General features: G+C 41.1%; 24 protein-coding genes and 1 tRNA gene. 10 read left to right on the forward strand and 15 right to left on the reverse strand.

What is annotated here, in order from left to right; all coding sequences use genetic code 11:
- Nucleotides 1–15: 15 nt before the first annotated feature.
- The gene (locus LC036_RS16025) at nucleotides 16–486 is read right to left on the reverse strand and encodes a hypothetical protein (protein WP_226585030.1); all 471 of its coding nucleotides are present in this window, start codon (nucleotides 484–486) and stop codon (nucleotides 16–18) included.
- 202 nt (nucleotides 487–688) lie between these two features.
- Between LC036_RS16025 and LC036_RS16030 the strand changes: the two genes are divergently transcribed.
- The gene (locus LC036_RS16030; protein ID WP_226585032.1) at nucleotides 689–1,090 is read left to right on the forward strand and encodes a GNAT family N-acetyltransferase; all 402 of its coding nucleotides are present in this window, start codon (nucleotides 689–691) and stop codon (nucleotides 1,088–1,090) included.
- Nucleotides 1,091–1,115: 25 nt separating this feature from the next.
- On the opposite strand, the gene LC036_RS16035 is transcribed toward LC036_RS16030, so the two are convergent.
- The 9 genes from LC036_RS16035 to sigY all read right to left on the reverse strand — a co-directional run bounded on the left by LC036_RS16035 (nucleotide 1,116) and on the right by sigY (nucleotide 6,070).
- On the reverse strand, nucleotides 1,116–1,646 hold the full coding sequence (locus LC036_RS16035) for a DUF6241 domain-containing protein (protein ID WP_226585034.1): 531 nt from the start codon (nucleotides 1,644–1,646) through the stop codon (nucleotides 1,116–1,118).
- Nucleotides 1,647–1,737: 91 nt separating this feature from the next.
- Nucleotides 1,738–2,508, reverse strand: a complete 771-nt coding sequence (locus tag LC036_RS16040; protein ID WP_226585036.1) for an SDR family NAD(P)-dependent oxidoreductase — start codon at nucleotides 2,506–2,508, stop codon at nucleotides 1,738–1,740.
- A gap of 116 nt (nucleotides 2,509–2,624) precedes the next feature.
- Nucleotides 2,625–3,398, reverse strand: a complete 774-nt coding sequence (locus LC036_RS16045) for an ABC transporter permease (protein ID WP_226585038.1) — start codon at nucleotides 3,396–3,398, stop codon at nucleotides 2,625–2,627.
- Nucleotides 3,376–4,296 (reverse strand): ATP-binding cassette domain-containing protein, encoded by a 921-nt coding sequence (locus LC036_RS16050; protein ID WP_226585235.1) that lies wholly within the window; start codon nucleotides 4,294–4,296, stop codon nucleotides 3,376–3,378. The genes LC036_RS16045 and LC036_RS16050 overlap by 23 nt, the downstream gene beginning before the upstream one ends.
- On the reverse strand, nucleotides 4,293–4,514 hold the full coding sequence (locus LC036_RS16055; RefSeq protein WP_226585040.1) for a PLD nuclease N-terminal domain-containing protein: 222 nt from the start codon (nucleotides 4,512–4,514) through the stop codon (nucleotides 4,293–4,295). Before LC036_RS16055 ends, LC036_RS16050 begins: the two co-directional genes overlap by 4 nt.
- A 14-nt stretch (nucleotides 4,515–4,528) precedes the next feature.
- A complete protein-coding gene (locus LC036_RS16060; RefSeq protein WP_226585042.1) occupies nucleotides 4,529–4,849 on the reverse strand; it encodes a YbjQ family protein in 321 nt (106 codons plus the stop codon).
- The gene (locus LC036_RS16065; protein WP_226585044.1) at nucleotides 4,830–5,117 is read right to left on the reverse strand and encodes a hypothetical protein; all 288 of its coding nucleotides are present in this window, start codon (nucleotides 5,115–5,117) and stop codon (nucleotides 4,830–4,832) included. Before LC036_RS16065 ends, LC036_RS16060 begins: the two co-directional genes overlap by 20 nt.
- A gap of 121 nt (nucleotides 5,118–5,238) precedes the next feature.
- Nucleotides 5,239–5,556: a YxlC family protein gene (locus tag LC036_RS16070; RefSeq protein WP_226585046.1), complete on the reverse strand. Its 318-nt coding sequence runs from the start codon at nucleotides 5,554–5,556 to the stop codon at nucleotides 5,239–5,241.
- Nucleotides 5,549–6,070 carry an RNA polymerase sigma factor SigY gene (gene sigY, locus LC036_RS16075; protein ID WP_226585048.1) on the reverse strand — a complete coding sequence of 174 codons (522 nt, stop codon included), beginning with the start codon at nucleotides 6,068–6,070 and terminating at the stop codon, nucleotides 5,549–5,551. Before sigY ends, LC036_RS16070 begins: the two co-directional genes overlap by 8 nt.
- Nucleotides 6,071–6,438: 368 nt before the next feature.
- Between sigY and trpE the strand changes: the two genes are divergently transcribed.
- From trpE to LC036_RS16115, 8 genes are all read left to right on the forward strand, one after another.
- Nucleotides 6,439–7,944, forward strand: coding sequence for an anthranilate synthase component I (gene trpE, locus LC036_RS16080; RefSeq protein ID WP_226585049.1), 1,506 nt, complete (start codon nucleotides 6,439–6,441; stop codon nucleotides 7,942–7,944).
- Nucleotides 7,941–8,963, forward strand: a complete 1,023-nt coding sequence (trpD, locus tag LC036_RS16085; RefSeq protein WP_226585051.1) for an anthranilate phosphoribosyltransferase — start codon at nucleotides 7,941–7,943, stop codon at nucleotides 8,961–8,963. Before trpE ends, trpD begins: the two co-directional genes overlap by 4 nt.
- The gene (gene trpC / locus LC036_RS16090) at nucleotides 8,956–9,717 is read left to right on the forward strand and encodes an indole-3-glycerol phosphate synthase TrpC (RefSeq protein WP_226585053.1); all 762 of its coding nucleotides are present in this window, start codon (nucleotides 8,956–8,958) and stop codon (nucleotides 9,715–9,717) included. Before trpD ends, trpC begins: the two co-directional genes overlap by 8 nt.
- Entirely contained in the window at nucleotides 9,717–10,373 is a 657-nt protein-coding gene (locus tag LC036_RS16095) for a phosphoribosylanthranilate isomerase (protein ID WP_226585055.1), read from the forward strand. The genes trpC and LC036_RS16095 overlap by 1 nt, the downstream gene beginning before the upstream one ends.
- Nucleotides 10,354–11,547, forward strand: coding sequence for a tryptophan synthase subunit beta (gene trpB, locus LC036_RS16100; RefSeq protein WP_226585057.1), 1,194 nt, complete (start codon nucleotides 10,354–10,356; stop codon nucleotides 11,545–11,547). The genes LC036_RS16095 and trpB overlap by 20 nt, the downstream gene beginning before the upstream one ends.
- 1 nt (nucleotide 11,548) lies before the next feature.
- Nucleotides 11,549–12,349: a tryptophan synthase subunit alpha gene (gene trpA / locus LC036_RS16105; RefSeq protein WP_226585059.1), complete on the forward strand. Its 801-nt coding sequence runs from the start codon at nucleotides 11,549–11,551 to the stop codon at nucleotides 12,347–12,349.
- A gap of 32 nt (nucleotides 12,350–12,381) precedes the next feature.
- Nucleotides 12,382–12,963, forward strand: coding sequence for an anthranilate synthase component II (locus tag LC036_RS16110; protein ID WP_226585061.1), 582 nt, complete (start codon nucleotides 12,382–12,384; stop codon nucleotides 12,961–12,963).
- A 360-nt stretch (nucleotides 12,964–13,323) separates the two neighbouring features.
- Nucleotides 13,324–14,739, forward strand: a complete 1,416-nt coding sequence (locus tag LC036_RS16115; RefSeq protein WP_226585063.1) for a sodium:solute symporter family protein — start codon at nucleotides 13,324–13,326, stop codon at nucleotides 14,737–14,739.
- A gap of 49 nt (nucleotides 14,740–14,788) precedes the next feature.
- On the opposite strand, the gene LC036_RS16120 is transcribed toward LC036_RS16115, so the two are convergent.
- Entirely contained in the window at nucleotides 14,789–16,807 is a 2,019-nt protein-coding gene (locus LC036_RS16120; RefSeq protein ID WP_226585064.1) for a methyl-accepting chemotaxis protein, read from the reverse strand.
- Nucleotides 16,808–16,948: 141 nt separating this feature from the next.
- A tRNA-Ala gene (locus LC036_RS16125) sits at nucleotides 16,949–17,021 on the reverse strand.
- A 238-nt stretch (nucleotides 17,022–17,259) separates the two neighbouring features.
- On the opposite strand from LC036_RS16125, the gene LC036_RS16130 reads away from it, so the two are divergent.
- On the forward strand, nucleotides 17,260–18,519 hold the full coding sequence (locus tag LC036_RS16130; RefSeq protein WP_264188412.1) for an OFA family MFS transporter: 1,260 nt from the start codon (nucleotides 17,260–17,262) through the stop codon (nucleotides 18,517–18,519).
- A gap of 189 nt (nucleotides 18,520–18,708) precedes the next feature.
- Here the strand turns inward: LC036_RS16130 and queE are convergent, their stop codons facing one another.
- From queE to queC, 3 genes are read right to left on the reverse strand one after another with little or no spacing between them, the layout of a single operon-like run.
- A complete protein-coding gene (queE, locus tag LC036_RS16135; protein WP_413229965.1) occupies nucleotides 18,709–19,440 on the reverse strand; it encodes a 7-carboxy-7-deazaguanine synthase QueE in 732 nt (243 codons plus the stop codon).
- Nucleotides 19,430–19,897, reverse strand: a complete 468-nt coding sequence (queD, locus tag LC036_RS16140) for a 6-carboxytetrahydropterin synthase QueD (protein WP_226585068.1) — start codon at nucleotides 19,895–19,897, stop codon at nucleotides 19,430–19,432. Before queD ends, queE begins: the two co-directional genes overlap by 11 nt.
- Nucleotides 19,897–20,562, reverse strand: coding sequence for a 7-cyano-7-deazaguanine synthase QueC (queC, locus tag LC036_RS16145; RefSeq protein ID WP_226585070.1), 666 nt, complete (start codon nucleotides 20,560–20,562; stop codon nucleotides 19,897–19,899). The genes queD and queC overlap by 1 nt, the downstream gene beginning before the upstream one ends.
- Between the last annotated feature and the right edge of the window lie 63 nt (nucleotides 20,563–20,625).

Consider the following 20,625-nt stretch of genomic DNA (forward strand, 5'->3'; position numbering starts at 1 on the left):
CAACATGTGACGGCTTTATATGGCATTAGCAATAGTAAGCGCTCGTTCGGAGCGTTCTTCTTTAGGGCCATAGTATTTCACCTGGTAAATAACATCCTGATCCCCATCGTACCATTCTACAAAAACGTAATTATCTTTTTCTTGAACTCCAGCAACAGCTCCAGTGTTGAGGGGGACTTGCAATTCAGATTGCTGCAATATATTCCCTGGTTGATAAATAGTTGTTACTTCAGCCTTTTCTGAAGAATTGGCTGAATAAAGAACTTCAACCTTGTTCTCACCTGCCGATGTTTTAACCGTTGAGGGTTCAAATGGGAGTTCATCGGGGAGGCCGATTTTATTCTTTTTGGTTTCTTTCATATCCTCTAAAGGTTTGGCGAACGTATCGGGATAAGCCGTTTTTAAATCTTCAAAATCCAGATTTTGGGATGAACAAGCTGTCAGTACTAAGAAAGTGGCTGTTAGAAATAGTGTTCGTTTTATCATAATCTTCACTCCTTGCATCATTTGAAGCACTTCCGTAGATATTTTACCACACTTTTTTTGTTTGATTGGCTGAAAGTACCCACATAATATGAAACAATAAAGGGAATAGATCGTAGTGTACTAGAGAGAGTATAGAGAATAATACTGGCTGGGTAACGGTGCAGAGGGAAAATTCATTTTAAGTAGAAAGGTAGAGGATGTCATGGAAGCCATTCAGATCCGCTCATTTCACAAGAATGATTTTGACAGTATTCAGCACCTAAATAAAGAAGAGGGGTGGGACGGGCTGGTTCAGCGAGGAGAAGAGACCCTGTGTTCTCTTCTAAATTCAGAACCTGCGCTGGTTGCTGTTTCCGAAGATGGTGAGGTTATCGGGTATTTAAGAGGCTTAACCGATGGAGCTTTAACATTGTATGTATGTGAACTGTTAGTTAAAGAAGGCGAACGGAGTCAGGGAATCGCTAAACGTCTGATCAGTACCGCTCATGAATGCTACCCGGACACGCGTGTCGAAATGCTGGCCAACCAACAATCAGAAAGCTATTACTCAAATCATGGATATCGCGCTTTCTATGGTTTTCGCAAATCATCAGAAGAAATGTAAAAAAACAAATGACCCCGGGTGAGGGTCATTTGTTTTTTGTTCTTTCGATATATTCAGCTTCTTCAGTGATCGATAAGAGTCCGGTAGCTTTCCCAACAGTTCCATTTTCAAGATTCCAAATCTGGTTATGATCGTTGTCGGCTGTTGAGAAATCCCCGTTCTGCCATTTGGTTAAGATATTTTTATAGACATCTTCATGGCGGAGTTCTACTTGATCTAAACCGGACAGCAGCCAATTAATACGGTCAGGATGGATTTCTATAAATCCCCACTTTTTGTCAGCCTTCACTTTTTGATGAGACATAAAGTGAATATAATCTTTATACTTCCCATCAGTCAGGCTGCTTTGCTCGTCTTTATCTCCGAATGGATTCTTTCCCTCTTTTTTATATCCTTCGAGTTGCTCTTCACTGACTACCTCATTAATGGATTTTGTTATTTCTTTCGCTTCTGCCTCTGTTAACTCTTCTTCCCCCTGAGTGAGAAAGTAATAAGTTCCACCACCGCCAAGGACTGCAATCAGCGTTATGGCTGTGATAATCATCCATTTTTTCATAAAGCTCCCCCTGTTCTCCTAAGCATTTCCTACTATATCTAGTATAAAGCGGGAGCGCGTAGGAAAAAAGAGGGAATTTTATAATGCTTTATCAGCTGTCAACGTAATGGGCTGCTTTTGCAGCGAGAGACCTTGGAAGAAGTTTGGACGCATAGGCCATTCCTTGATTCATTGCGCCAGGAACGACGACTCGTTTTCCTTTCACAAAACCTAAGAAACCTGATTTAGCCACGGATTCCGGTGACATTGTCTGTTTAACGAGTTTTGTATTTTCCGCCTGAGCTGCTTTGAAGAAATTGGTATCTGTAGCTCCTGGACATAAGGTGGAGATTGTAACACTTGTTTCTTTTAATTCTTCCACAAGGGCTTCCGAAAAGGAAAGAACATAAGCTTTAGAAGCATAATATACCGCCATTTTTGGTCCGGGTAGAAAAGCTGCTGTACTGGCAACATTTAAGACGCCTTTCGGGATGGAACGAAAACGTGCGGCTTTAATTTCTGGTAAGAAAAGGTGAGTGAGTTCAGTCAGTGCGTTCACATTGACCTGAAGCATTTTCTGCTGATCCAGCAGCGGTAATTCTTCAAAAGATCCATTCAAGCCGAATCCGGCATTATTGACTAGCACTGTGATCGTCAAACCAAGTTCTTTCACTTTATCAAAAACTACTTGAGCAGCTCCAGGCTCTGATAAATCTTGAGGTATAATCGTAACTGGGTGTCCATTCAATTCATTCTTCAATTCCAAAAGCTTATCCTCAGATCTGGCAACGACAATTAAATCATACCCAGCCTTCGAAAAGAGGAGGGATAGTTCGTATCCTATTCCACCTGAGGCTCCGGTAATGAGTGCTGTTGGCTTCATCAAATCTCTCCTTTATCTATTTCGTGTTATGTGATGATAATAGTCTATACCCTATTAGGAAGGAGTACAAATTAAGACCCTCATCCTGGCATGTGTATGTCGATCTGAGGAAGGATTTATACCATTTCCCTACGTTTTAAGAGGAGTGTAGCACCAAAAATGAATAATGCTGAAAGTATGGCGGCACCGAAGCTTGAAAACCATAAATCCTCAGGTACATATCCATTATTTAATAAAACAGGGAGATAAGAAACAATCTTAGAAGGACTCCATTCAAGATAAGTAGAGAAAATCGTCGTTCCCAGATTCATAGCAATCAAAGTTCCAAGTGTAAGAAATAATACAATGCCGGGAAGTTTTGACGAAGTATTCATAAAGATACTGATACTTACAACGAACATTAACCAAATCCCAAAAAATAAAAAAGTGAGTAGAATATTTGTAAAAGAAAGGTCACCAAACAAAAGTTCTATATAGTACCAGCTCGCCAGGAAACCTATGAAAGTTGAACTTAGAATTAGTGTCATGTAAGCCGTCCACTTCGCTGTAATGTAGGAAAAATAAGAGACGGGCTTGACGAGTATCAGTTCAGCAACCCCATCTTTTCTTTCACCTGATATAGTCCCCATCGTAATCAGGGCAATGACTAAAATGCCAAGTAGATTCAACTGCGATATACTCATCATAAATACCTCAAAGGGAAGGGGGGTGGGAATTTCAATGACCGCGCCTTCCGGCAGACCTCCTGTAGACTCCAGGATGAGAGGGAGATAATAAGTAGATAGAGGATCTGTGATGCAGAGTAAAATGAAGACGAGAGGAACCCAGATCCACTTGAAATTCCGTGCAGATTCTAAACATTCTTTTTTATATAGGGTCAGCCACTGCATGTTCATTCACCACTTTCATAAATAAGTCCTCAAGTGTAGTACGGCCAACTTCAAAATGAAGAAGAGGCCATTTTTCACTCACAGCTAGTGATAGAACTTCATCTTTCGCTATCACAGGGTCTGTTACATACACCTGAAGGGTCTGCTTTTTGTATTCCGTTTTAATTACGGAAGATAGATTCTCAAGAATGTTTTGATACTTTTTTGTATCTTTAGCAAAACGAAGGGTTATCTTATCAACGTTATGCCTTTGCTTAACCTTGTCAAGTGACCCGGATTCAACAACAGCCCCTTTATGCATAAGGAGTATTTCATCGCTTACTTCCTCTGCATCCCCTAATATATGAGTAGAATAAAGGAGGGTCGTTTCTTTTTTTAACTGTTCCATTAAGTTTAATATGGTTCGACGTCCTATTGGATCTAAAGCAGAAACGGGTTCATCCAGTAACAGAACTTTCGGGCTGTGAATGATCGCCTGCGCAATTCCAAGCCGCTGCTTCATTCCTCCTGAATATTTTTTGATCTTACGGTTTTTCATCTCCTGCAATTCAAAGCGGTTAAGTAAGGAGTCCGCCTTTTGTGCCGCCTCTTTTTTAGGGAGATGGGATAGCTGTGCAGCATAAATGAGAAATTCACGCCCTGTCATCCAGCTGTGGAACTGAGGGTGCTGAGGTAAATAGCCAATGTGTTTTCTTATGTCATTTTCTTTATAATCGTCAAGACTCACATGACCTTCTGTTGGCTTGATGAGACCTGCCAGCATTCGCAGCGTTGTCGTTTTCCCAGCTCCATTAGGACCGATTAATGCAGCACACTTCCCGGGTGATAAATGAAAAGAAATGTTTTGGACAACCTTCTTCTTATCATAGATTTTTGTTAAATCATTGACACGAATTATAAGTCATCCCTTCTTCCAATAATGAAATAGACAATGGGACCAATCGTATTTAGAAATAGAATAATGATAATCCACATCCATTTAGGCCCTCTTGTTGATGTTGCACGAATTAAACTGACAAGTGCTGTAATCATGAGAAGAAGCTGAATTATAAATAAAGGGAGAAGAACGGGCAGATTCTCTTCAATGGTTTGAATGACGGTTTGAGTCAACAACATGTTATGCCTCCTCTTTAGGATTCTTTTAGTTTTACTGCAGTCCCATAAGCGATGATTTCAGAGGCGGCATTCGTAATAGCTGAAGTTTCCAGCCGCACAGCAATGATGGCATCAGCCTCTTTTTCTTCTGCATGCTTAACCATCCGTCCGATCGCCTGCTGCCTTGCTGCATCCATCATATTCGTATAATCGGTTATCTCTCCACCTACAATATTCTTCAGCCCTGCTAATAAATCACGACCAATATGTTTTGATTGAACAGTACTTCCTCGTACAAACCCTTTTAAATCTTGGATTTCTCTTCCTGGTATATAATCAGTAGTCACGATAATCATGCCAATTCTCCTCCTGTTTTTCTTTTCTTTTTTCTTGTGCTGACAAAAATAAGATGAGGCTCAAAAGAATATACGAAATAAGTAACAAAGAAATGCCGGCTGTGATGTGATAAAACATTACTACATAAGCCGTAATTTGAATGAAGATCGTTGACAAAATAAGTGTCATTTTCATCCGTTTCTTTTCTCTCTTTTCCATGCGGTTTTCGTTAATAATAAAAATGCCAGGCTTGGAAATGGAAATTGTATCAACCCTAAGATTCCCCACAGCCAAGGCGTTTTCCCTCTTTTTTTTGCTTGAATAAATAAGATAGAGCTTTGAGTCAAAAGAAGAAGTACAATGAGGATAAGTCCCCATATGGGTATCTCTTCTGGTCCGTAATGTTTCATCAATGCAACAACACCGTTTCTTTATTTTCTTTATAAAAGTAGCTGATTAAGATAACGAAAGAAAGAACTTGAATGGCGATAAACAAAATAGGAATATAGAAAGCACTGATTGTAAGTATTCCAATGAGAACGAAAGAAACGGCCCACAAACAAATGAGTTCAAACCAAAGTTTACGATACCAAATCTCTGTCTGCTCCTCGATGATTGCTTCGAAGAAAGATAGAGGGGGTTCCTGGAAATCCAACTGGTCTTCCGTTTCTTCTGCTGCTTTTACTAATAATGCCTCTAAATCATCTCTGTTTTTATGATCAGTCATCGTGGTTAAGCTCCTTTCGTAACTTTTCCAAACCATAATGCACACGGGATTTTAACGTACCCGTTTTGACCTTTATCAAGCTTGAAATCTCATCATATTCATATCCATAATAATGTTTCAGTACAATGGGAATACGATACTGATCCTCCAGCTTCCATAAAGCTTCTTGGACGTCATACCATTCTTCATGGGTGATGGAAGAGTGGGAACCCTGCTTCATTCTGTCTTTTTCTAACTGTTGAAGTTTTGTTGTTCTTTTTTGTTTTCGATTCATATCTAAATAGGTATGGGTGGCAATTTGGATGAGCCATGTTGAAAAACTTGATTTTTCTTTGTACTGCTGAATTTTCTGTACCGCTTTAATGAGTGTTTCCTGAGTGACATCGTAGGCGGTTTGTTCATTCCCGCACATTTTCCAAACATATTTTAGGATGAATGTGTAATTCTCTTTCAACAATTTTGCCAAACTTTCTTTATCGCCCTGCTTAGCCTTGGTAATATCCGATAAATCCATCATCATTCCTCATTTCCGACTTAACTATAAGACGATGGCTGAAGACCATTCGTTCAAAAGAATGTAAAATTTTTTAGAATATGTAACCTCTTTTTCCCGTGTGATTCTTAAAAAGAAATTCCCCAGCAGACTTGTTGACTTTATTATCTGAATTTTATAGACTATTAGAAAGTGTTTTGATAAATATATAGATACAGTTGAGAATGAGCTGAGTTGAGGAATAGGATGAGCAGAGCAGAGTTGAGTGAGCGAGGAATCGACAGACCGAGGGAGCTGTAGGATTGCCTGGCCGAACTTCCCCTTATTATCCACTCTTTTTCATTCCTCAACGTCTCATTCTCCATAAACTTTTATGGAGAGGTGAGCACATGACCACTTATGAAACATTTCTTAACGATGCCAGGAAGTATCGTACAATTCCAATGACCCAATCTTTTTATACGGATACGTTAACCCCCATTCATATGTTTCATGCTTTAAGAGATGAAGCTGTGTTTATGCTGGAAAGCCAGGATCCTGAATCTCCTTGGTCCAATTATTCATTTATTGGACTGGATCCGATGGTCCAGATCAAAGAACAGAATCAGTACTTTTCAATTAGAGACTTCTATACCGATAAAACGATTCGTGCCCATGACTTTAAATCCGCTTTTGAAAAAGTGGTGGAAGACTTAGAAGTGAAGCAGGCGGATATTGACCTCCCTTTTAAAGGGGGAGGGGTCGGTTATATTAGTTATGATGCCATCTCAGATTATGAACCTGTGGATCAAGCAAAAACGGATGACTTGAATTTATCCAGGTATCACTTGTTATTTTGCCAGACGTTAATTGCTTACCATCATAAAACAAAAGAAACAACCATTCTATCTTATGCAAGAATCAATCAGGAAACTTCTCTGGCTGATGTTTATGAAGGTCGGAAGAGTCGTATTAAGCAAATCACCGCACAGCTCGGCAAAGCCAGTGATATAACAGATTTAATGTTACCTGGAAACATGAGTCAAGAAGTAGAATTAACACTTGAAAGTAATTATGAACCAGGACAATTTAAGAAAGATGTTGAAAAAATTAAAGAATATATCCGGGCCGGTGATGTATTTCAAGCTGTTCTTTCTCAACGTTTTCATACAGTTACAGACCGTAGTGGATTTGAGTTGTATAGAGTTCTTAGAAAAGTGAACCCTTCTCCCTATATGTTTTATCTAAAAATGGATGAAGTCGAGGTGATTGGAAGCTCGCCGGAAAGACTGTTGGAAGTACAAAACGGCAGTCTTGAAATCCATCCCATAGCCGGTACGAGGAAACGTGGACAGACAAAAGAAGAAGATGATCGACTAGCCGAAGATTTACTGTCCGATGAAAAAGAACTAGCCGAACACCGGATGCTCGTTGACTTAGCCAGAAATGATATCGGGCGGGTGGCTGAGTATGGATCGGTTGACGTACGGGAGTATATGACGATTGGACGTTTTTCCAAGGTCATGCACATCATTAGTAAAGTGACAGGAGTCTTAAAAGAGGGTGTTTCGCCAATTGATGCGCTGATCTCCTCTTTTCCTGCCGGTACTTTATCAGGTGCACCAAAAGTCCGTGCCATGCAGATCCTGCGTGAACTTGAGCCAACCCCAAGGAACCTTTATGGCGGAGGAATTTTGTACCTGGGTTTTGATGGGAATATTGATTCCTGCATTACCATTCGTACAATGACGCTGGTAGGAAAAGATTTGTATATCCAGGCAGGAGCCGGTGTTGTAGCTGATTCTGATCCAGAAGCAGAGTATCAGGAAACATTAAATAAAGCCAGTGCTTTGAAGAGAACGATCCAATTAGCCGAGCAGACATTTAAGAGCAGAGAAGGAGTGGAGACGAGATGAAAGAGGTATTGAGTAGAGTCGTATCAGGTGAAGTGTTGAGTGAACAGGATGCTTTTACAGCAATGGATGCAATCATGAAGGGCGAAGCCACCACTGGACAACTGATGAGTATGTTAAGCGTAATGCGCTACCGTGGTGAAACAGTAGAAGAGATGACAGGTTTTGTGCGGGCCATGCGACAGAATATGACGAAGCTCGCTGTTGAGGACTCCTCTATTGTAGATACGTGCGGCACTGGTGGAGATGGTTCATCCACATTTAATATTTCTACCGCTGTATCAATTGTTCTCGCGAGTCTTGGAGTGAAAGTGGCTAAGCACGGAAACCGAAAAGTATCATCGAAAAGCGGCAGTGCGGATGTTCTTGAAACCCTGGGTGTACCTATTGATACAACTCCTGATAAAGGGGCGAAAGCTTTACAGGAAAAAGGCATGACGTTTATGTATGCCCCTCTGTACCATCAAGCAATGAAACATGCAGGGCCGGCCAGACAGGAGCTTGGCTTCCGAACCGTTTTTAATCTTCTTGGTCCGATGTCTAATCCCGCTAATGCTAAGCGCCAGCTGATCGGTATTTATGACACAGCGTATGCAGAAAAAATGGCAGAAACCCTCCATAAACTTGGCTCTACACATGTCCTTTTAGTGACAGGAAGAGATGGTTTAGACGAAATTACGATTACAGGTAAAACGGACATGGTTGAGTTGAAAGATGGAGAGATAAGAAGATTTACCATTGCCCCTGAGGATTATGGGCTTTCCAGAGGTCCAATCGAAGATATACGTATTACGAGAACAGAAGACAGCGCTGCTATCATTAGAGATGTCCTTTATGGAAAAGCAAACGAAAGCGCTGCTTCCATTGTGACGTTGAATGCTGCAGCTGGTCTTTATGTAGCTGACAAAGTAAAAGATATACAAGAAGGTGTGGAAGCGGTGCAGGAAGCCATACGTAGCGGGATGGCCAGTGAATACTTTGAATCTATTGTAACGGAAAAGGAGAAACGCCAGTATGCTTGAAACCATTTTAGCAGTAAAACAGCAAGAGATTGAAAAGTTATATATGCCGGAGGAGCAGTCCTTCACTCATTACTCTCTCTATGATTCTTTGAAGGCTTCCCCATATGCGGCAGGCCTGATTGCTGAGGTGAAAAAAGCCTCTCCTTCCAAAGGGATCATCCGGGAAGATTTTAATCCTGTACGTATTGCTCATGATTATGAACAAGCCGGTGCCCAGGCCATTTCGGTCTTAACCGACCAACATTTTTTCCAGGGCCATCGTGATTATTTAACAGAGATTAAGAAAATCGTAGAGATACCAGTGATGAGAAAGGACTTTATTATAGACTCTCTTCAGGTTGCTGAGAGTGCCCAGATTGGTGCGGACGCTATCCTGCTGATTGGAGAAGCAATGGAGGCTCAGAAGCTTCACGAACTGTACCTGCAGGCCCATGACCTTGGTATGGAAGTCCTGGTAGAGGTGCATAGTGAGGAAACATTAGGCAGACTATTAAATCAATTCACACCAAAGATATTAGGCATTAATAACAGAAATCTTCATACATTCGAGACTAAGTTATCTCAAACAGAAAGAATGGCAAAGCTTGCCCCTAAAGAGTCTCTGCTTGTATCTGAAAGTGGTATTTTCACTAATAAAGATTTACAAGAAGTGGCCGGATATGGAGCGGAAGGTATTCTGGTTGGTGAGTCTCTGATGCGCCAAACAAATATTAAAGAAGCAGTTAAATTACTCGTCGAAGGAGGGAACGTTTGATGAAAGAACCAATCGTCAAACTATGTGGAAATCAATCGTTATCAGATGTAGCCAAAACGACTTCTTCAGACGCCTCCCACCTTGGATTTATCTTTGTCAGAAGGACAAAACGATATGTTCGACCTGAGCACGTTGGCCGTTGGTTAAGAAAAATCCGTCCTAAACAGAAATTAGTTGGTGTCTTTATTGATCCTACTATAGAGGAACTGGAAGAAGTTTTGCATTTCGTTCCATTGGATGTCATTCAATTACACGGAAATGAAACAGTTTCCCAACTTTTAAGAATAAAAGAAGCGTTTGGACTTCCAGTCTGGAAGGTTATTCATCACCAGAAAGAAGGGATCCAGCGGATGGAAGTCTTCAGAGGAGTAGCGGATGGCTATATCATTGATAGTAAAGTAGAAGGGGCCTCAGGAGGAACAGGGGTCCAGTTTGACTGGGAGGCTGTTCCGACGTATCGCGACACGGCTTATGGACAAGGGGTACCGTGTTTAATTGCAGGGGGGATCCGTCCTGAAAATGTTTATGATCTATTATCCCACCAGCCGGAAGGTATAGACATTTCAAGTGGGATTGAAATGGATGGCAGAAAAGATATAGGAAAAATACAATCAATTATGAAAGAGGTGGAGCGAAATGTTGCAAGTATTTCCTGATATAAAAGGTAGATTTGGTGACTTTGGCGGCAAGTATGTCCCTGAAACTTTAATGGGGCCTTTGCAGGAATTAGAGGAGTCTCTCGATAAGGCTATGGCAGACCCTTCCTTTATTGAGGAGTACCACCATGTACTAAAAGAATATGCAGGACGCCCTACTTCTTTATCTTATGCTGATAAGGTAAGTGAGCACCTCGGAGGTGCGAAGATATACTTGAAACGGGAAGATTTGAACCACACAGGTGCGCACAAACTTAATAACGCGGTCGGCCAGGCGCTACTGGCCAAGCGGATGGGGAAAGAAAAAATCATTGCTGAGACCGGGGCCGGACAGCATGGTGTTGCATCTGCAACCGTTGCAGCCAAATTCGGTCTTAAGTGTAAGGTGTTTATGGGAGAAGAAGATATCCGCAGGCAGGAATTAAATGTGTTCCGTATGAAGCTTCTAGGTGCTGAAGTTGTTTCTGTGTCCAGCGGAAATGGAACTCTTAAAGATGCCACCAATGAAGCGATCCGATATTGGGTGGCAAACTGTGAAGATCATTTCTATTTGATTGGTTCAGTGGTTGGTCCACATCCGTATCCCCGGATGGTTCGTGACTTTCAGCGGGTTATAGGAGATGAATCGAAGCGGCAATTTTTAGAAGTCGAAGAGCGGTTACCAAATCGGATTTTCGCCTGCGTAGGAGGCGGCAGTAATGCAATGGGAATGTTCTATCCATTTTTAGAAGACAATAGTGAATTAATAGGTGTAGAAGCTGCTGGCAAAGGTATTGATACACCTGAGCATGCGGCTACATTATCTAAAGGAACGCCAGGTGTAATCCATGGGTCTATGACATACTTGATGCAGGATGAAAATGGTCAGATTACAGAACCGTATTCCATCTCAGCAGGTTTGGATTATCCAGGAATCGGACCGGAACATGCGCATCTCTTCCAAACGAAAAAAGTCCGTTATGAATCGATTACGGATAATGAAGCTCTCAGCGCTTTAAAATTACTGACTCAGACAGAAGGAATCATACCTGCGATAGAAAGTGCCCATGCACTTGCTCAAGCCTTCAAGGAAGCAGGCAGTATGGCAGAAGATGAAACGATCCTGATTAACCTTTCTGGTCGTGGGGATAAGGATATGGCGACATTAATGGAACATTTCCAGGAGGAGGTTTAACATGCTGACAAAGACGTTCTTTCAAGGGAAACTGACAAAAACAGAAAACTTGTTTATTCCATTTGTCGTTGCGGGAGATCCGACCCCTGAGCATACTATTGAGTTTGCTTTAAAACTTCAAGAGGAAGGGGCGGATGTGTTGGAACTGGGGGTTCCCTACTCTGATCCATTAGCGGACGGTCCAACGATCCAGCGAGCAGCCCAGCGTGCTTTACAAGCAGGGATGTCGTTACGGAAGGCTGTTCAATTAGTTCCCGAACTAAGAAAACGGGGACTTGAAATTCCGGTCGTTATTTTCACCTATTACAATCCTGTCTTACAAATTGGTCATGATGACTTCTTTGGTTTATTAGAAGATAATGGTGTAGAAGGTTTACTCATTCCTGATCTTCCTTATGAAGAGAGTAGTGAGATACGTCAACAGGCAGAAGAGAAAGATATTGAATTTATATCCCTGGTGGCGCCCAACTCAGATAAACGGATTCAACAGATCGCTGAACACGCAAGAGGGTTTCTCTATTGTGTATCTTCTCTTGGTGTAACGGGGGAACGGAATGATATGTCAGCAGATGCTCTATCTTTTATCAAAAAGGTAAAAGAACACAGCAGCGTCCCCGTAGCGGTTGGATTTGGTATTTCAACGAATGACCACGTAAAGCTGGTCAGAGAGCATGCGGATGGTGTAATTATCGGGAGTAAAATCATCCGTTTAATTGAAGGCGAGCTTGAGAATATTGATAAAGGTCAAACATCACTTGCTTTAGAGAACTTTTCAAAAGGGATACGTGAACTTATTCAATAGGAAGTGATGCGAGCAGAGAGGAGTGGAGCAGAGTGATTTACATGATTGATCATTATGATTCTTTTACCTATAACCTTGTTCAATATTTAGGAGAACTGGGGCAAGAGGTGGTTGTAAGAAGAAATGATGAAGTTGAGATAGCTGAGATTGAGCACTTAGACCCGGAGCTGATATTTTTGTCACCAGGGCCTTGTTCTCCCAATGAGACAGGGATGACTCTTGAGGTCATTAACTATTTTAAGGACAAAAAACCTATCTTTGGAGTGTGCCTCGGGCAGCAAGCAATTGCCCAGGTGTTCGGAGGAAATGTCATTCGTGCTGAAAGATTGATGCACGGTAAGTCTTCCCGTGTCTTCCATGATGGAAAAGGGATTTATCAAGGTTTGAACAATCCAATGGAGGCCATGCGTTACCACTCTCTTATTGTGGAACTTGAATCTCTTCCTGAATGTTTTGAGGTAACAGCTTCCACTGTTGAAGGTGAACTGATGGGGATCCGACACACCGACTACCCCATTGAAGGTGTTCAATTTCATCCGGAATCTATAGGTACAGACGATGGGAAACAGCTCTTGGCTAATGTAGTGAAAAAACGTGTACAAGCACTAATCTAGAACGATTTGAAAGCTGATATCTATGTAGATATCAGCTTATTTTTTAGGTCTTTGGAACTATTTTAAACATTACGTCCGCCAGAGGAATCGGTATCTTATTTGATTTTTCTTAACAAATAGACAATTTTGTGAACCATTGAGGTTAACGGTTTCATATGACTTTGTGAAAATATACCAATCCTAAAAACCTTGATAAAATAGTAGTTTATATGTGTTTGAACCTGATTTTCACAAATTATGAATCTATGTTAGGTTAATTATTGTTGAGTTCGAACGGGCAATGACATCGGCCGGTGTTTTCATATGTATCGCTCACCTAGAACTAGCTAACAAAAAACATCAGGAGATGATTTAGTAGATATGGAACTGCAACAAGATCCAACTTTGTTATGGTTTATAGTCATTTATGGAATTATTATGGTCGGCATCGGCGTATTTATGTCGAAGAAAGTGGCCGGTAGTGAGGACTTCGTGCTAGCCGGGAAAAGCTTAGGTCCTTTTGTATTAATGGGAACGCTTCTTGCTACCTGGACAGGCAGCGGTAGTATTTCTGGCGGTGAAACGTCTATGGCGTTCTCATATGGTATTCTTCCATCATTGATGATGATGCTCCCAACGTTAGTCGGTATCATTGTTCTTTATGTAGTTGCACCAAAAATTCGTGAATACGGGAAATTTACCGTTTCTGGAATTCTGGAAGCAAAATATGGACGCACATCCCGTAACCTTGCGAGTGTTATTATCATTTTAGCTTACGTAGGAATTGTATCTTATCAGATGAAAGGCTTTGGATTTATTCTTAATCTTACGACAGGCATGAGTGTCCAAACAGGTACGATGATCGGTGCAGGTATGATTATATTCCTTGCCATGATCGGAGGTCTCCGCTCTGTATCTCAAACAGATGCAATCAGTGGATTTCTTATGGTCGGTGGATTAATTATAACGGTACCAACAATTTTCATTGTTGCAGGTGGCTGGAGTGAAATTGTAGCAAACGTACCTGAATCTCACATGAGTACTACTGGCGGGTTAACCACTGTTCAAATGATTGGTTACTTGCTTCCGTCCTTGTTCTTGCTGCTCGGTGATCAGAATATGTATCAGCGGTTGGCTTCATCTAAAGGAAATAAATCAGCAAAGCGTGCTCAAATGGGTTGGTTAATTGCGATGATTGTTATTTCCCCATCCATTTCATTAATTGCCTTTGCATCCCGTTCCTTGTTCCCTGATATTGATCCAGGTATGGCTTTGATGGCCACAACGGTTGCAATGCCGGTTGCGATTGGCGGGATTTTATTAGCGGCAGCAGCTTCTTTCATTATTACGACAGGAAACTCTTACTTGTTGTCTGCGGCTACGAATTTAACCTACGACTTGTATGGGAAATATGTGAATAAAGAAGCCTCAGATAAGAAATTATTATCCATGACACGTATCTTTATCGTAGCACTTGGGCTGCTTGCGTTCGTTATCATCAGTTATTTCCCTACCGTGTTAAGCGTTCAAATGTATGCTTATACCGTTTATGGAGCAGGTATAACGCCTGCAGTACTTGCTGTTTTCTTCTGGAAGCGTGTAAATGCCATTGGCGGGGTATCTTCCATGATTGCAGGTGTTGTAGCGACATTGACCTGGGAAATTCTATTGCAGAAACCTTTTGAAGTAAATAGTGTAGTTATTGCTGTTCCAGTAGCTGTGATAGTATTAATCTCAATGACACTATTGACTACGAATAATAATAAAGATAAACAATCTACAGCAAAAGCTTCTTAAAATGAAAGAAGGCCCTTTTACTCTCAGGTAAAAGGGCCTTCTTTTTCTTTTATACTTTGAACTGTTTCATCTGTTCATTGAGTTTTTCTGAAAGCGAGGATAGTTCATCAGCACTTAGAGAAACTTCTTCTACAGAACTATTGGACTGCTGGGCTGCGGCTGTTACCTGCTCGACACCTGCAGCTGATTCTTGAGAAACAGAGGCCACTTCTTCAATCGAAGCGTTTATTTCGTAACTGTCGTTTGAGATTTTATCCAGTTTATCAGCGATGTCCCTGCTTTTAGTAACCATTTGTGTCACAGCTTGTTCAATCCGAGTGAACGTCTCTCCTGTAGTTTCCATTTGTTTCGTACCTTGGTCTACCTCATGGTAACCATTTTGTAATGTATCTACGACCATGCTTGATTCGGTCTGTATACCAGAGACAATGGTTGTAATATCTCCAACAGAATTTGTCACCTGTTCAGCTAGTTTTCGTACCTCATCAGCAACTACAGCAAACCCTTTTCCATGTTCACCAGCGCGGGCTGCTTCTATGGCGGCATTTAGTGATAGAAGGTTGGTTTGTTCAGCAATGTCCTGAATGACCTGGACAAGTTTTGAGATTTCCTTAGACTGCTGGTCCAAACCCTGCACTTTTTCAACAGATTCTTTAACAATAGAATCTATGTTCTGCATTTGTTTTACCGAATGACGCATCATTTCACTTCCATCCCCCGTCATGGCAAGGACATCAGAGGATGTATTGGATACGTCTTTTCCGTTTAAATGAGCCTGCTGTATTTCCTTGGCGAATGTCTCCATCATTTCTGAGATTCGTGAGGAGCTGTGAGCTTGTGATTCAGAACCGGCGGACAGCTCTTCCATTGTTGAAGCAATTTGTTCACTGCCCTCACGCACTTCTTCCGCTGCCTGCTTTAAACCAGTACTTTGATTGGTCACAGATTCGGTTACTGTCTGTAATTGCTGAATCATTTGTTTAATACTTTCTTTCATTTCGTTAGCCGAATTGGACAATTGCCCAATTTCATCTTCTCGGTTTTGAAGGAGATTTACAGTCAAATCTCCTTCTTCCACACTTTTCATTTTCTTCTGAAGTGTTGTTATAGGTCTGCGAATTCTCTTAGCAATAATGAAAGATACAATGATAGATAAAACAAGAATAATCAGAACCGTTGTTGCTATAGGGAGAAGGATAGCGGCTCCTTTCTGTTCGAGTTCCGATTTATTTACAGTTCCTACGATAATCCAGTCTGTTTTATCATTGACTGCATAGGCAAGGATTTTGTCATTTCCTTCAAACTGATAGTTAATAACCCCTTTGGTCTGATTTTGTTCAAGAATTTTCTTGTAATAACTTTCATCTGATACATCTGTTCCAATAAGTTCTGGTGTCGGGTGGGAGAGGAAGGTCCCACTCTTAGAAAAGATAGCCGCGTATCCAGAATCGGCTATCTGTACTCCTTCAATCAGTTGAAGAAGAGACTCCATATTTAAGTCGATTGAAAAGACTCCAATGAGGTCTTCTCCATCAAATACGGCTTTTGCGACACTCATAATGGTTTCCCCTGTATTTTCGTCTATATAGGGCTCTGTCCAAATCGCTTTTTCGCCCTGATCTACCGCCTGTTTATACCAAGGGCGGTCTCTGGGGTCAAATCCATCAGGAATGGATAAGGAAGAGTCCGTAATGGTTTCTCCTGTCTCCTCTATCCCTATATAGGCGTTTGTTATGGTGCTGCTGGAAGAGCGTAGATCATCGAGCGTATCAACAAGGTTATCTGTATCAGAAGAAACATCTAATAGATTTGGTTGAGTAACGTAATAATTAACGATATCTTCTTGAGTTCTAAAGAAAATATCGAATGAATGACTCAGTGTTGACGTCTGTTCTTTAATATTGTCAGTCAGTTCATCAGTCGTAATTTTGACGCTGAAGGAATAGCTTGCATACCCAATGATGAAGCCTGCAGCAACAATTAATGTCAAAAACGGAATTAAAATCTGTCTTTGAAGTGTACGTTTAAAAAATGATCCTTTTTGGTTTCTTTGTTTTTTCTTGAACATTCTGTACCCCCGGATTTTTTAGTAGGTCTAGTGTTTGATGGTATTAACTAGTCACGCTACATTTATCGGACGGTCAGGGGGATTTTTTAATAAGTAAAGCAAAAAAACACCATCTCTAATGAGATGGTGTTTTTTCTAGAGTGGAGCATAGCGGGCTTGAACCGCTGACCTCTACACTGCCAGTGTAGCGCTCTCCCAGCTGAGCTAATGCCCCATGAATTTTTCGACAATTTTAATTATATAAGGGAGGACATAAAAAATCAAGGGGGAAATTAAGTGAGATGTTCGGATGAAAAAGCATGGAATCTATATTTTATCTGATTAAATCATTGCATTTGTACTTATCCTTCCACTATATGAAGTGGGAAATTTGTCGTCCTCTAACAAAAATTGTTTAAAAAGTAAGATTTCAGGTTAAGAGAGAATTATTCTATAGTTTGAGAGGTGACGAAATGGCGGAAAGAAAAGTGAAAAACAGATGGCTTATTGCTTTATGCGCTGTGGGGATTCATATATCCATCGGGTCCGTATACGCATGGAGTAACTTTACAGGGCCACTGAGTGATCAATTTGGATGGTCTGCAAGTCAAGTTCAATTTACGTTTAGTATGGCTATTTTATTTTTAGGTTTATCAGCCGCTTTTTTAGGATGGTTTGTTGAGAAATATGGTCCACGGGTGGCGGGTATAACCGCAGCTGTATTCTTTGGAATAGGTGTGGCGGGTTCTGGTATCGCTGTTCAGGCAGGTTCGTTATGGCTGTTATATATTTCTTATGGCGTTTTAGGTGGAATTGGTCTTGGCGTAGGTTATATTGCTCCTGTATCCACCTTAGTGAAATGGTTCCCTGACAGAAGAGGACTGGCGACAGGGATGGCGATTATGGGATTTGGATTTGCAGCTGCAATTGCCAGTCCATTGATGAATTTTTTGATTAACACGGTAGGGATTTCTGCTACTTTTTATATTTTAGGAATTAGTTATTTTGTCATCATGATTGCATCTTCTCTTTATTTATCACGTCCTCCTGAAGGATGGACACCTGAAGGGTATAATCCTGAAAGCGAAGATGATGTAAATAAACAAGATCTTGCTAATTTAAAAGCTAAAGAGTCTTTAAAAACAAAACGCTTTTATTATTTGTGGACGATGCTGTTTATTAACGTCACATGTGGAATTGCGGTAATCTCTGCTGCTAAGCCATTATTGGAAGAAAGTGTGGGAGTGTCAACGGGAGTTGCTGCAACCCTTGTTGGTGTCATGGGGATATTTAATGGACTTGGCAGAATTGGATGGGCCAGTGCTTCTGATTATATTGGACGAGGCAATACGTACTTAACCTTCTTTGTTCTCCAAATCGGTCTATTCCTAATCGTTCCTTGGACATCTGTTACTTGGATCTTCGTAGTAGCATTTTCTATTATTTACACCTGCTATGGCGGAGGGTTTGCGACCATGCCGGCATTTATCGGGGATTTATTTGGGACAAAAGAACTTGGGGCCATCCATGGATATATTCTAACGGCATGGGCAGCGGCCGGTTTAGTCGGTCCGATTTTTGCCGCATGGATGAAAGATACTACTGGCAGTTATGAGAGTAGTTTAATTTACTTTGCTGGACTATTTGTGGTGGCATTGATCGTTTCGATTTTGACAAAAGTCGATGAGAAGCAAAAGCGTAAAGAAATGAGAGCGAATCAAAAAACTGCGTAAAGACTGGAAACCTTTATACTCCTGATAAATGGAACTCTAACGTCCGGATTTTCTATATAAGAACATAGATAGGTCCTTTTCTAATCAGGATATGAATCGCCTTTTATTTCATTAAAGTTATAAATACAGAAGAAAGGGGATCCATCGTTATAACGATGGATCCCCTTTCCTTGTTTATCATTCCTATAGTTAAACGCCTCGTTTGTTTCCCCATACGAGAGCATGAACTTGAGGAAGTACACGTACATGATTCAATTTAGGTGAATCAACGACCTGATCAATCAACCACTCATATTGATTAAGGAGGTGACTGGCGAGTGTGCCGGATTCATTTTCTTCAAGATCATCGTTTCCTACTTGAAGGAAGAAGGGAACGTCAGGATAGCGTTCATGAACGTCTTCAGCATAGGCTAAATCTTCTTTATTAAAGATGACGACTTTGAGGCTTAGATGGGAAGCACGACCACCCTCTTGAAGCTGGTGAATAATGCGGTCGAGAATCTCCCAGTTTGTCTCCATCTTTGAGCTTGGCGGTTTAGGTGAAATAGTTAAATCATCAATATTCATAAACCAATCCTGCCAACGGCTTCCTTGTGTCTCAAGAGCTACTTCGATTCCTTTCTCATGCAGAGGATCGATTAGTTCGTGAAGGTGCTTAAGTAGAGCGGGATTTCCCCCGGATATAGTTACGTGATCAAACCGATCTCCTCCGGTCTCAATTAAACGATCAATGATTTCCTCTGCTGTGAGGCGCTCAATATCTTCTTTCGCACTACCGTCCCACGTGAAGGCTGAATCGCACCATGCACAGCTGTAATCACAGCCGGCAGTTCGCACAAACATGGTTTTTCTTCCAACGACCATGCCTTCTCCTTGAATGGTTGGACCGAATATTTCAAGTACTGGAAATTTATTCATCATTCATCCACTCCCGACGCACTTCGGCATAGCTGGTTGGAGTTTCATAGAGTTTAACAAACTCTACACGGCATTGTTGGGAATGATTCTTTAATGCGTGTTCCATTTTCTCATAAATCCATACCACCATATTTTCAGCGGTTGTGTTCATATTGGGAAGGGTATCATTTAGATAACGGTGATCCAAATGAACCTCAATCTGCTCTTTCCATATTTCCTTGATGTCACCAAAGTCCATCACAATTCCAATATCATCTACAAAACCACTAATACCGAAAATTACTTTATACGTATGTCCATGGAGGTTTTTGCATTTTCCTTCATAACAATGCAGATGGTGAGCAGCATCGAAAGTAAACTCCTTGCTGACCATGACACGCTTTTGGTGGTACTTCAGCTCATGTCGTTTAATGTCCTGATCAATCTTTTGTAAGTTTTCAACAATCGTAAATCCAAACATTATTTTGTCACCTCTTTTTGAGCCAGGTAGGTTTCTAATCCATTTTTACGCAGGTGACATGCTGGACATTCCCCGCATCCATCTCCTCGAACACCGTTGTAACAAGTTAATGTCTTCTCACGAACATAGTCAAAAGCGTCCAGTTGATCGGCCATCTGCCATGTTTGGGCTTTGTCCAGCCACATAAGTGGTGTGTGTAGAACAAATTCATCATCCATGGAAAGATTTAATGTAACGTTCAAAGATTTAATAAAAACATCACGACAATCAGGGTAACCACTGAAGTCCGTTTCACATACCCCTGTGACGATATGCTTTGCACCGATTTGACGTGCAAGAATTGTTGCAAAGGATAGAAATAACAAGTTTCGTCCTGGTACAAACGTGGATGGAAGTTCACCATCTTCACCATCTTTAACTTCTATATCATCTCTTGTAAGGGCATTAGGAGCTAATTGATTAAGAAGAGACATATCGAGCACGTGATGACGTACGTCCATGTCACCAGCAATTTCTTTTGCAACTTCAATCTCTTCATTGTGACGTTGATTATAATCAAAGGTAACCACTTCGACGTGATCAAATTTATTCAAAGCCCAGAATAAACAAGTCGTACTGTCCTGGCCGCCGCTGAATACAACGACGGCTTTATTATTTGATTTCATAAAAAAATTCTCCTTTCATAAATGAAAAAGAGAATTCTATACACCCAAAAACCACAAAAAACC

It is taken from the genome of Halobacillus litoralis (genome assembly GCF_020524025.1).
Classification (GTDB): domain Bacteria; phylum Bacillota; class Bacilli; order Bacillales; family Halobacillaceae; genus Halobacillus; species Halobacillus litoralis_D.

Excerpts from the sequence above, each read along its gene's own strand:
- LC036_RS16025 (WP_226585030.1), bottom strand. The coding sequence starts at position 486 with ATGATAAAACGAACACTATTTCTAACAGCCACTTTCTTAGTACTGACA.
- LC036_RS16030 (WP_226585032.1), top strand. The coding sequence starts at position 689 with ATGGAAGCCATTCAGATCCGCTCATTTCACAAGAATGATTTTGACAGT.
- LC036_RS16035 (WP_226585034.1), bottom strand. The coding sequence starts at position 1,646 with ATGAAAAAATGGATGATTATCACAGCCATAACGCTGATTGCAGTCCTT.
- LC036_RS16040 (WP_226585036.1), bottom strand. The coding sequence starts at position 2,508 with ATGAAGCCAACAGCACTCATTACCGGAGCCTCAGGTGGAATAGGATAC.
- LC036_RS16045 (WP_226585038.1), bottom strand. The coding sequence starts at position 3,398 with ATGCAGTGGCTGACCCTATATAAAAAAGAATGTTTAGAATCTGCACGG.
- LC036_RS16055 (WP_226585040.1), bottom strand. The coding sequence starts at position 4,514 with ATGTTGTTGACTCAAACCGTCATTCAAACCATTGAAGAGAATCTGCCC.
- LC036_RS16060 (WP_226585042.1), bottom strand. The coding sequence starts at position 4,849 with ATGATTATCGTGACTACTGATTATATACCAGGAAGAGAAATCCAAGAT.
- LC036_RS16070 (WP_226585046.1), bottom strand. The coding sequence starts at position 5,556 with ATGACTGATCATAAAAACAGAGATGATTTAGAGGCATTATTAGTAAAA.
- sigY (WP_226585048.1), bottom strand. The coding sequence starts at position 6,070 with ATGGATTTATCGGATATTACCAAGGCTAAGCAGGGCGATAAAGAAAGT.
- trpE (WP_226585049.1), top strand. The coding sequence starts at position 6,439 with ATGACCACTTATGAAACATTTCTTAACGATGCCAGGAAGTATCGTACA.
- trpD (WP_226585051.1), top strand. The coding sequence starts at position 7,941 with ATGAAAGAGGTATTGAGTAGAGTCGTATCAGGTGAAGTGTTGAGTGAA.
- trpC (WP_226585053.1), top strand. The coding sequence starts at position 8,956 with ATGCTTGAAACCATTTTAGCAGTAAAACAGCAAGAGATTGAAAAGTTA.
- LC036_RS16095 (WP_226585055.1), top strand. The coding sequence starts at position 9,717 with ATGAAAGAACCAATCGTCAAACTATGTGGAAATCAATCGTTATCAGAT.
- trpB (WP_226585057.1), top strand. The coding sequence starts at position 10,354 with ATGTTGCAAGTATTTCCTGATATAAAAGGTAGATTTGGTGACTTTGGC.
- trpA (WP_226585059.1), top strand. The coding sequence starts at position 11,549 with ATGCTGACAAAGACGTTCTTTCAAGGGAAACTGACAAAAACAGAAAAC.
- LC036_RS16115 (WP_226585063.1), top strand. The coding sequence starts at position 13,324 with ATGGAACTGCAACAAGATCCAACTTTGTTATGGTTTATAGTCATTTAT.
- LC036_RS16120 (WP_226585064.1), bottom strand. The coding sequence starts at position 16,807 with ATGTTCAAGAAAAAACAAAGAAACCAAAAAGGATCATTTTTTAAACGT.
- LC036_RS16130 (WP_264188412.1), top strand. The coding sequence starts at position 17,260 with ATGGCGGAAAGAAAAGTGAAAAACAGATGGCTTATTGCTTTATGCGCT.
- queE (WP_413229965.1), bottom strand. The coding sequence starts at position 19,440 with ATGATGAATAAATTTCCAGTACTTGAAATATTCGGTCCAACCATTCAA.
- queD (WP_226585068.1), bottom strand. The coding sequence starts at position 19,897 with ATGTTTGGATTTACGATTGTTGAAAACTTACAAAAGATTGATCAGGAC.
- queC (WP_226585070.1), bottom strand. The coding sequence starts at position 20,562 with ATGAAATCAAATAATAAAGCCGTCGTTGTATTCAGCGGCGGCCAGGAC.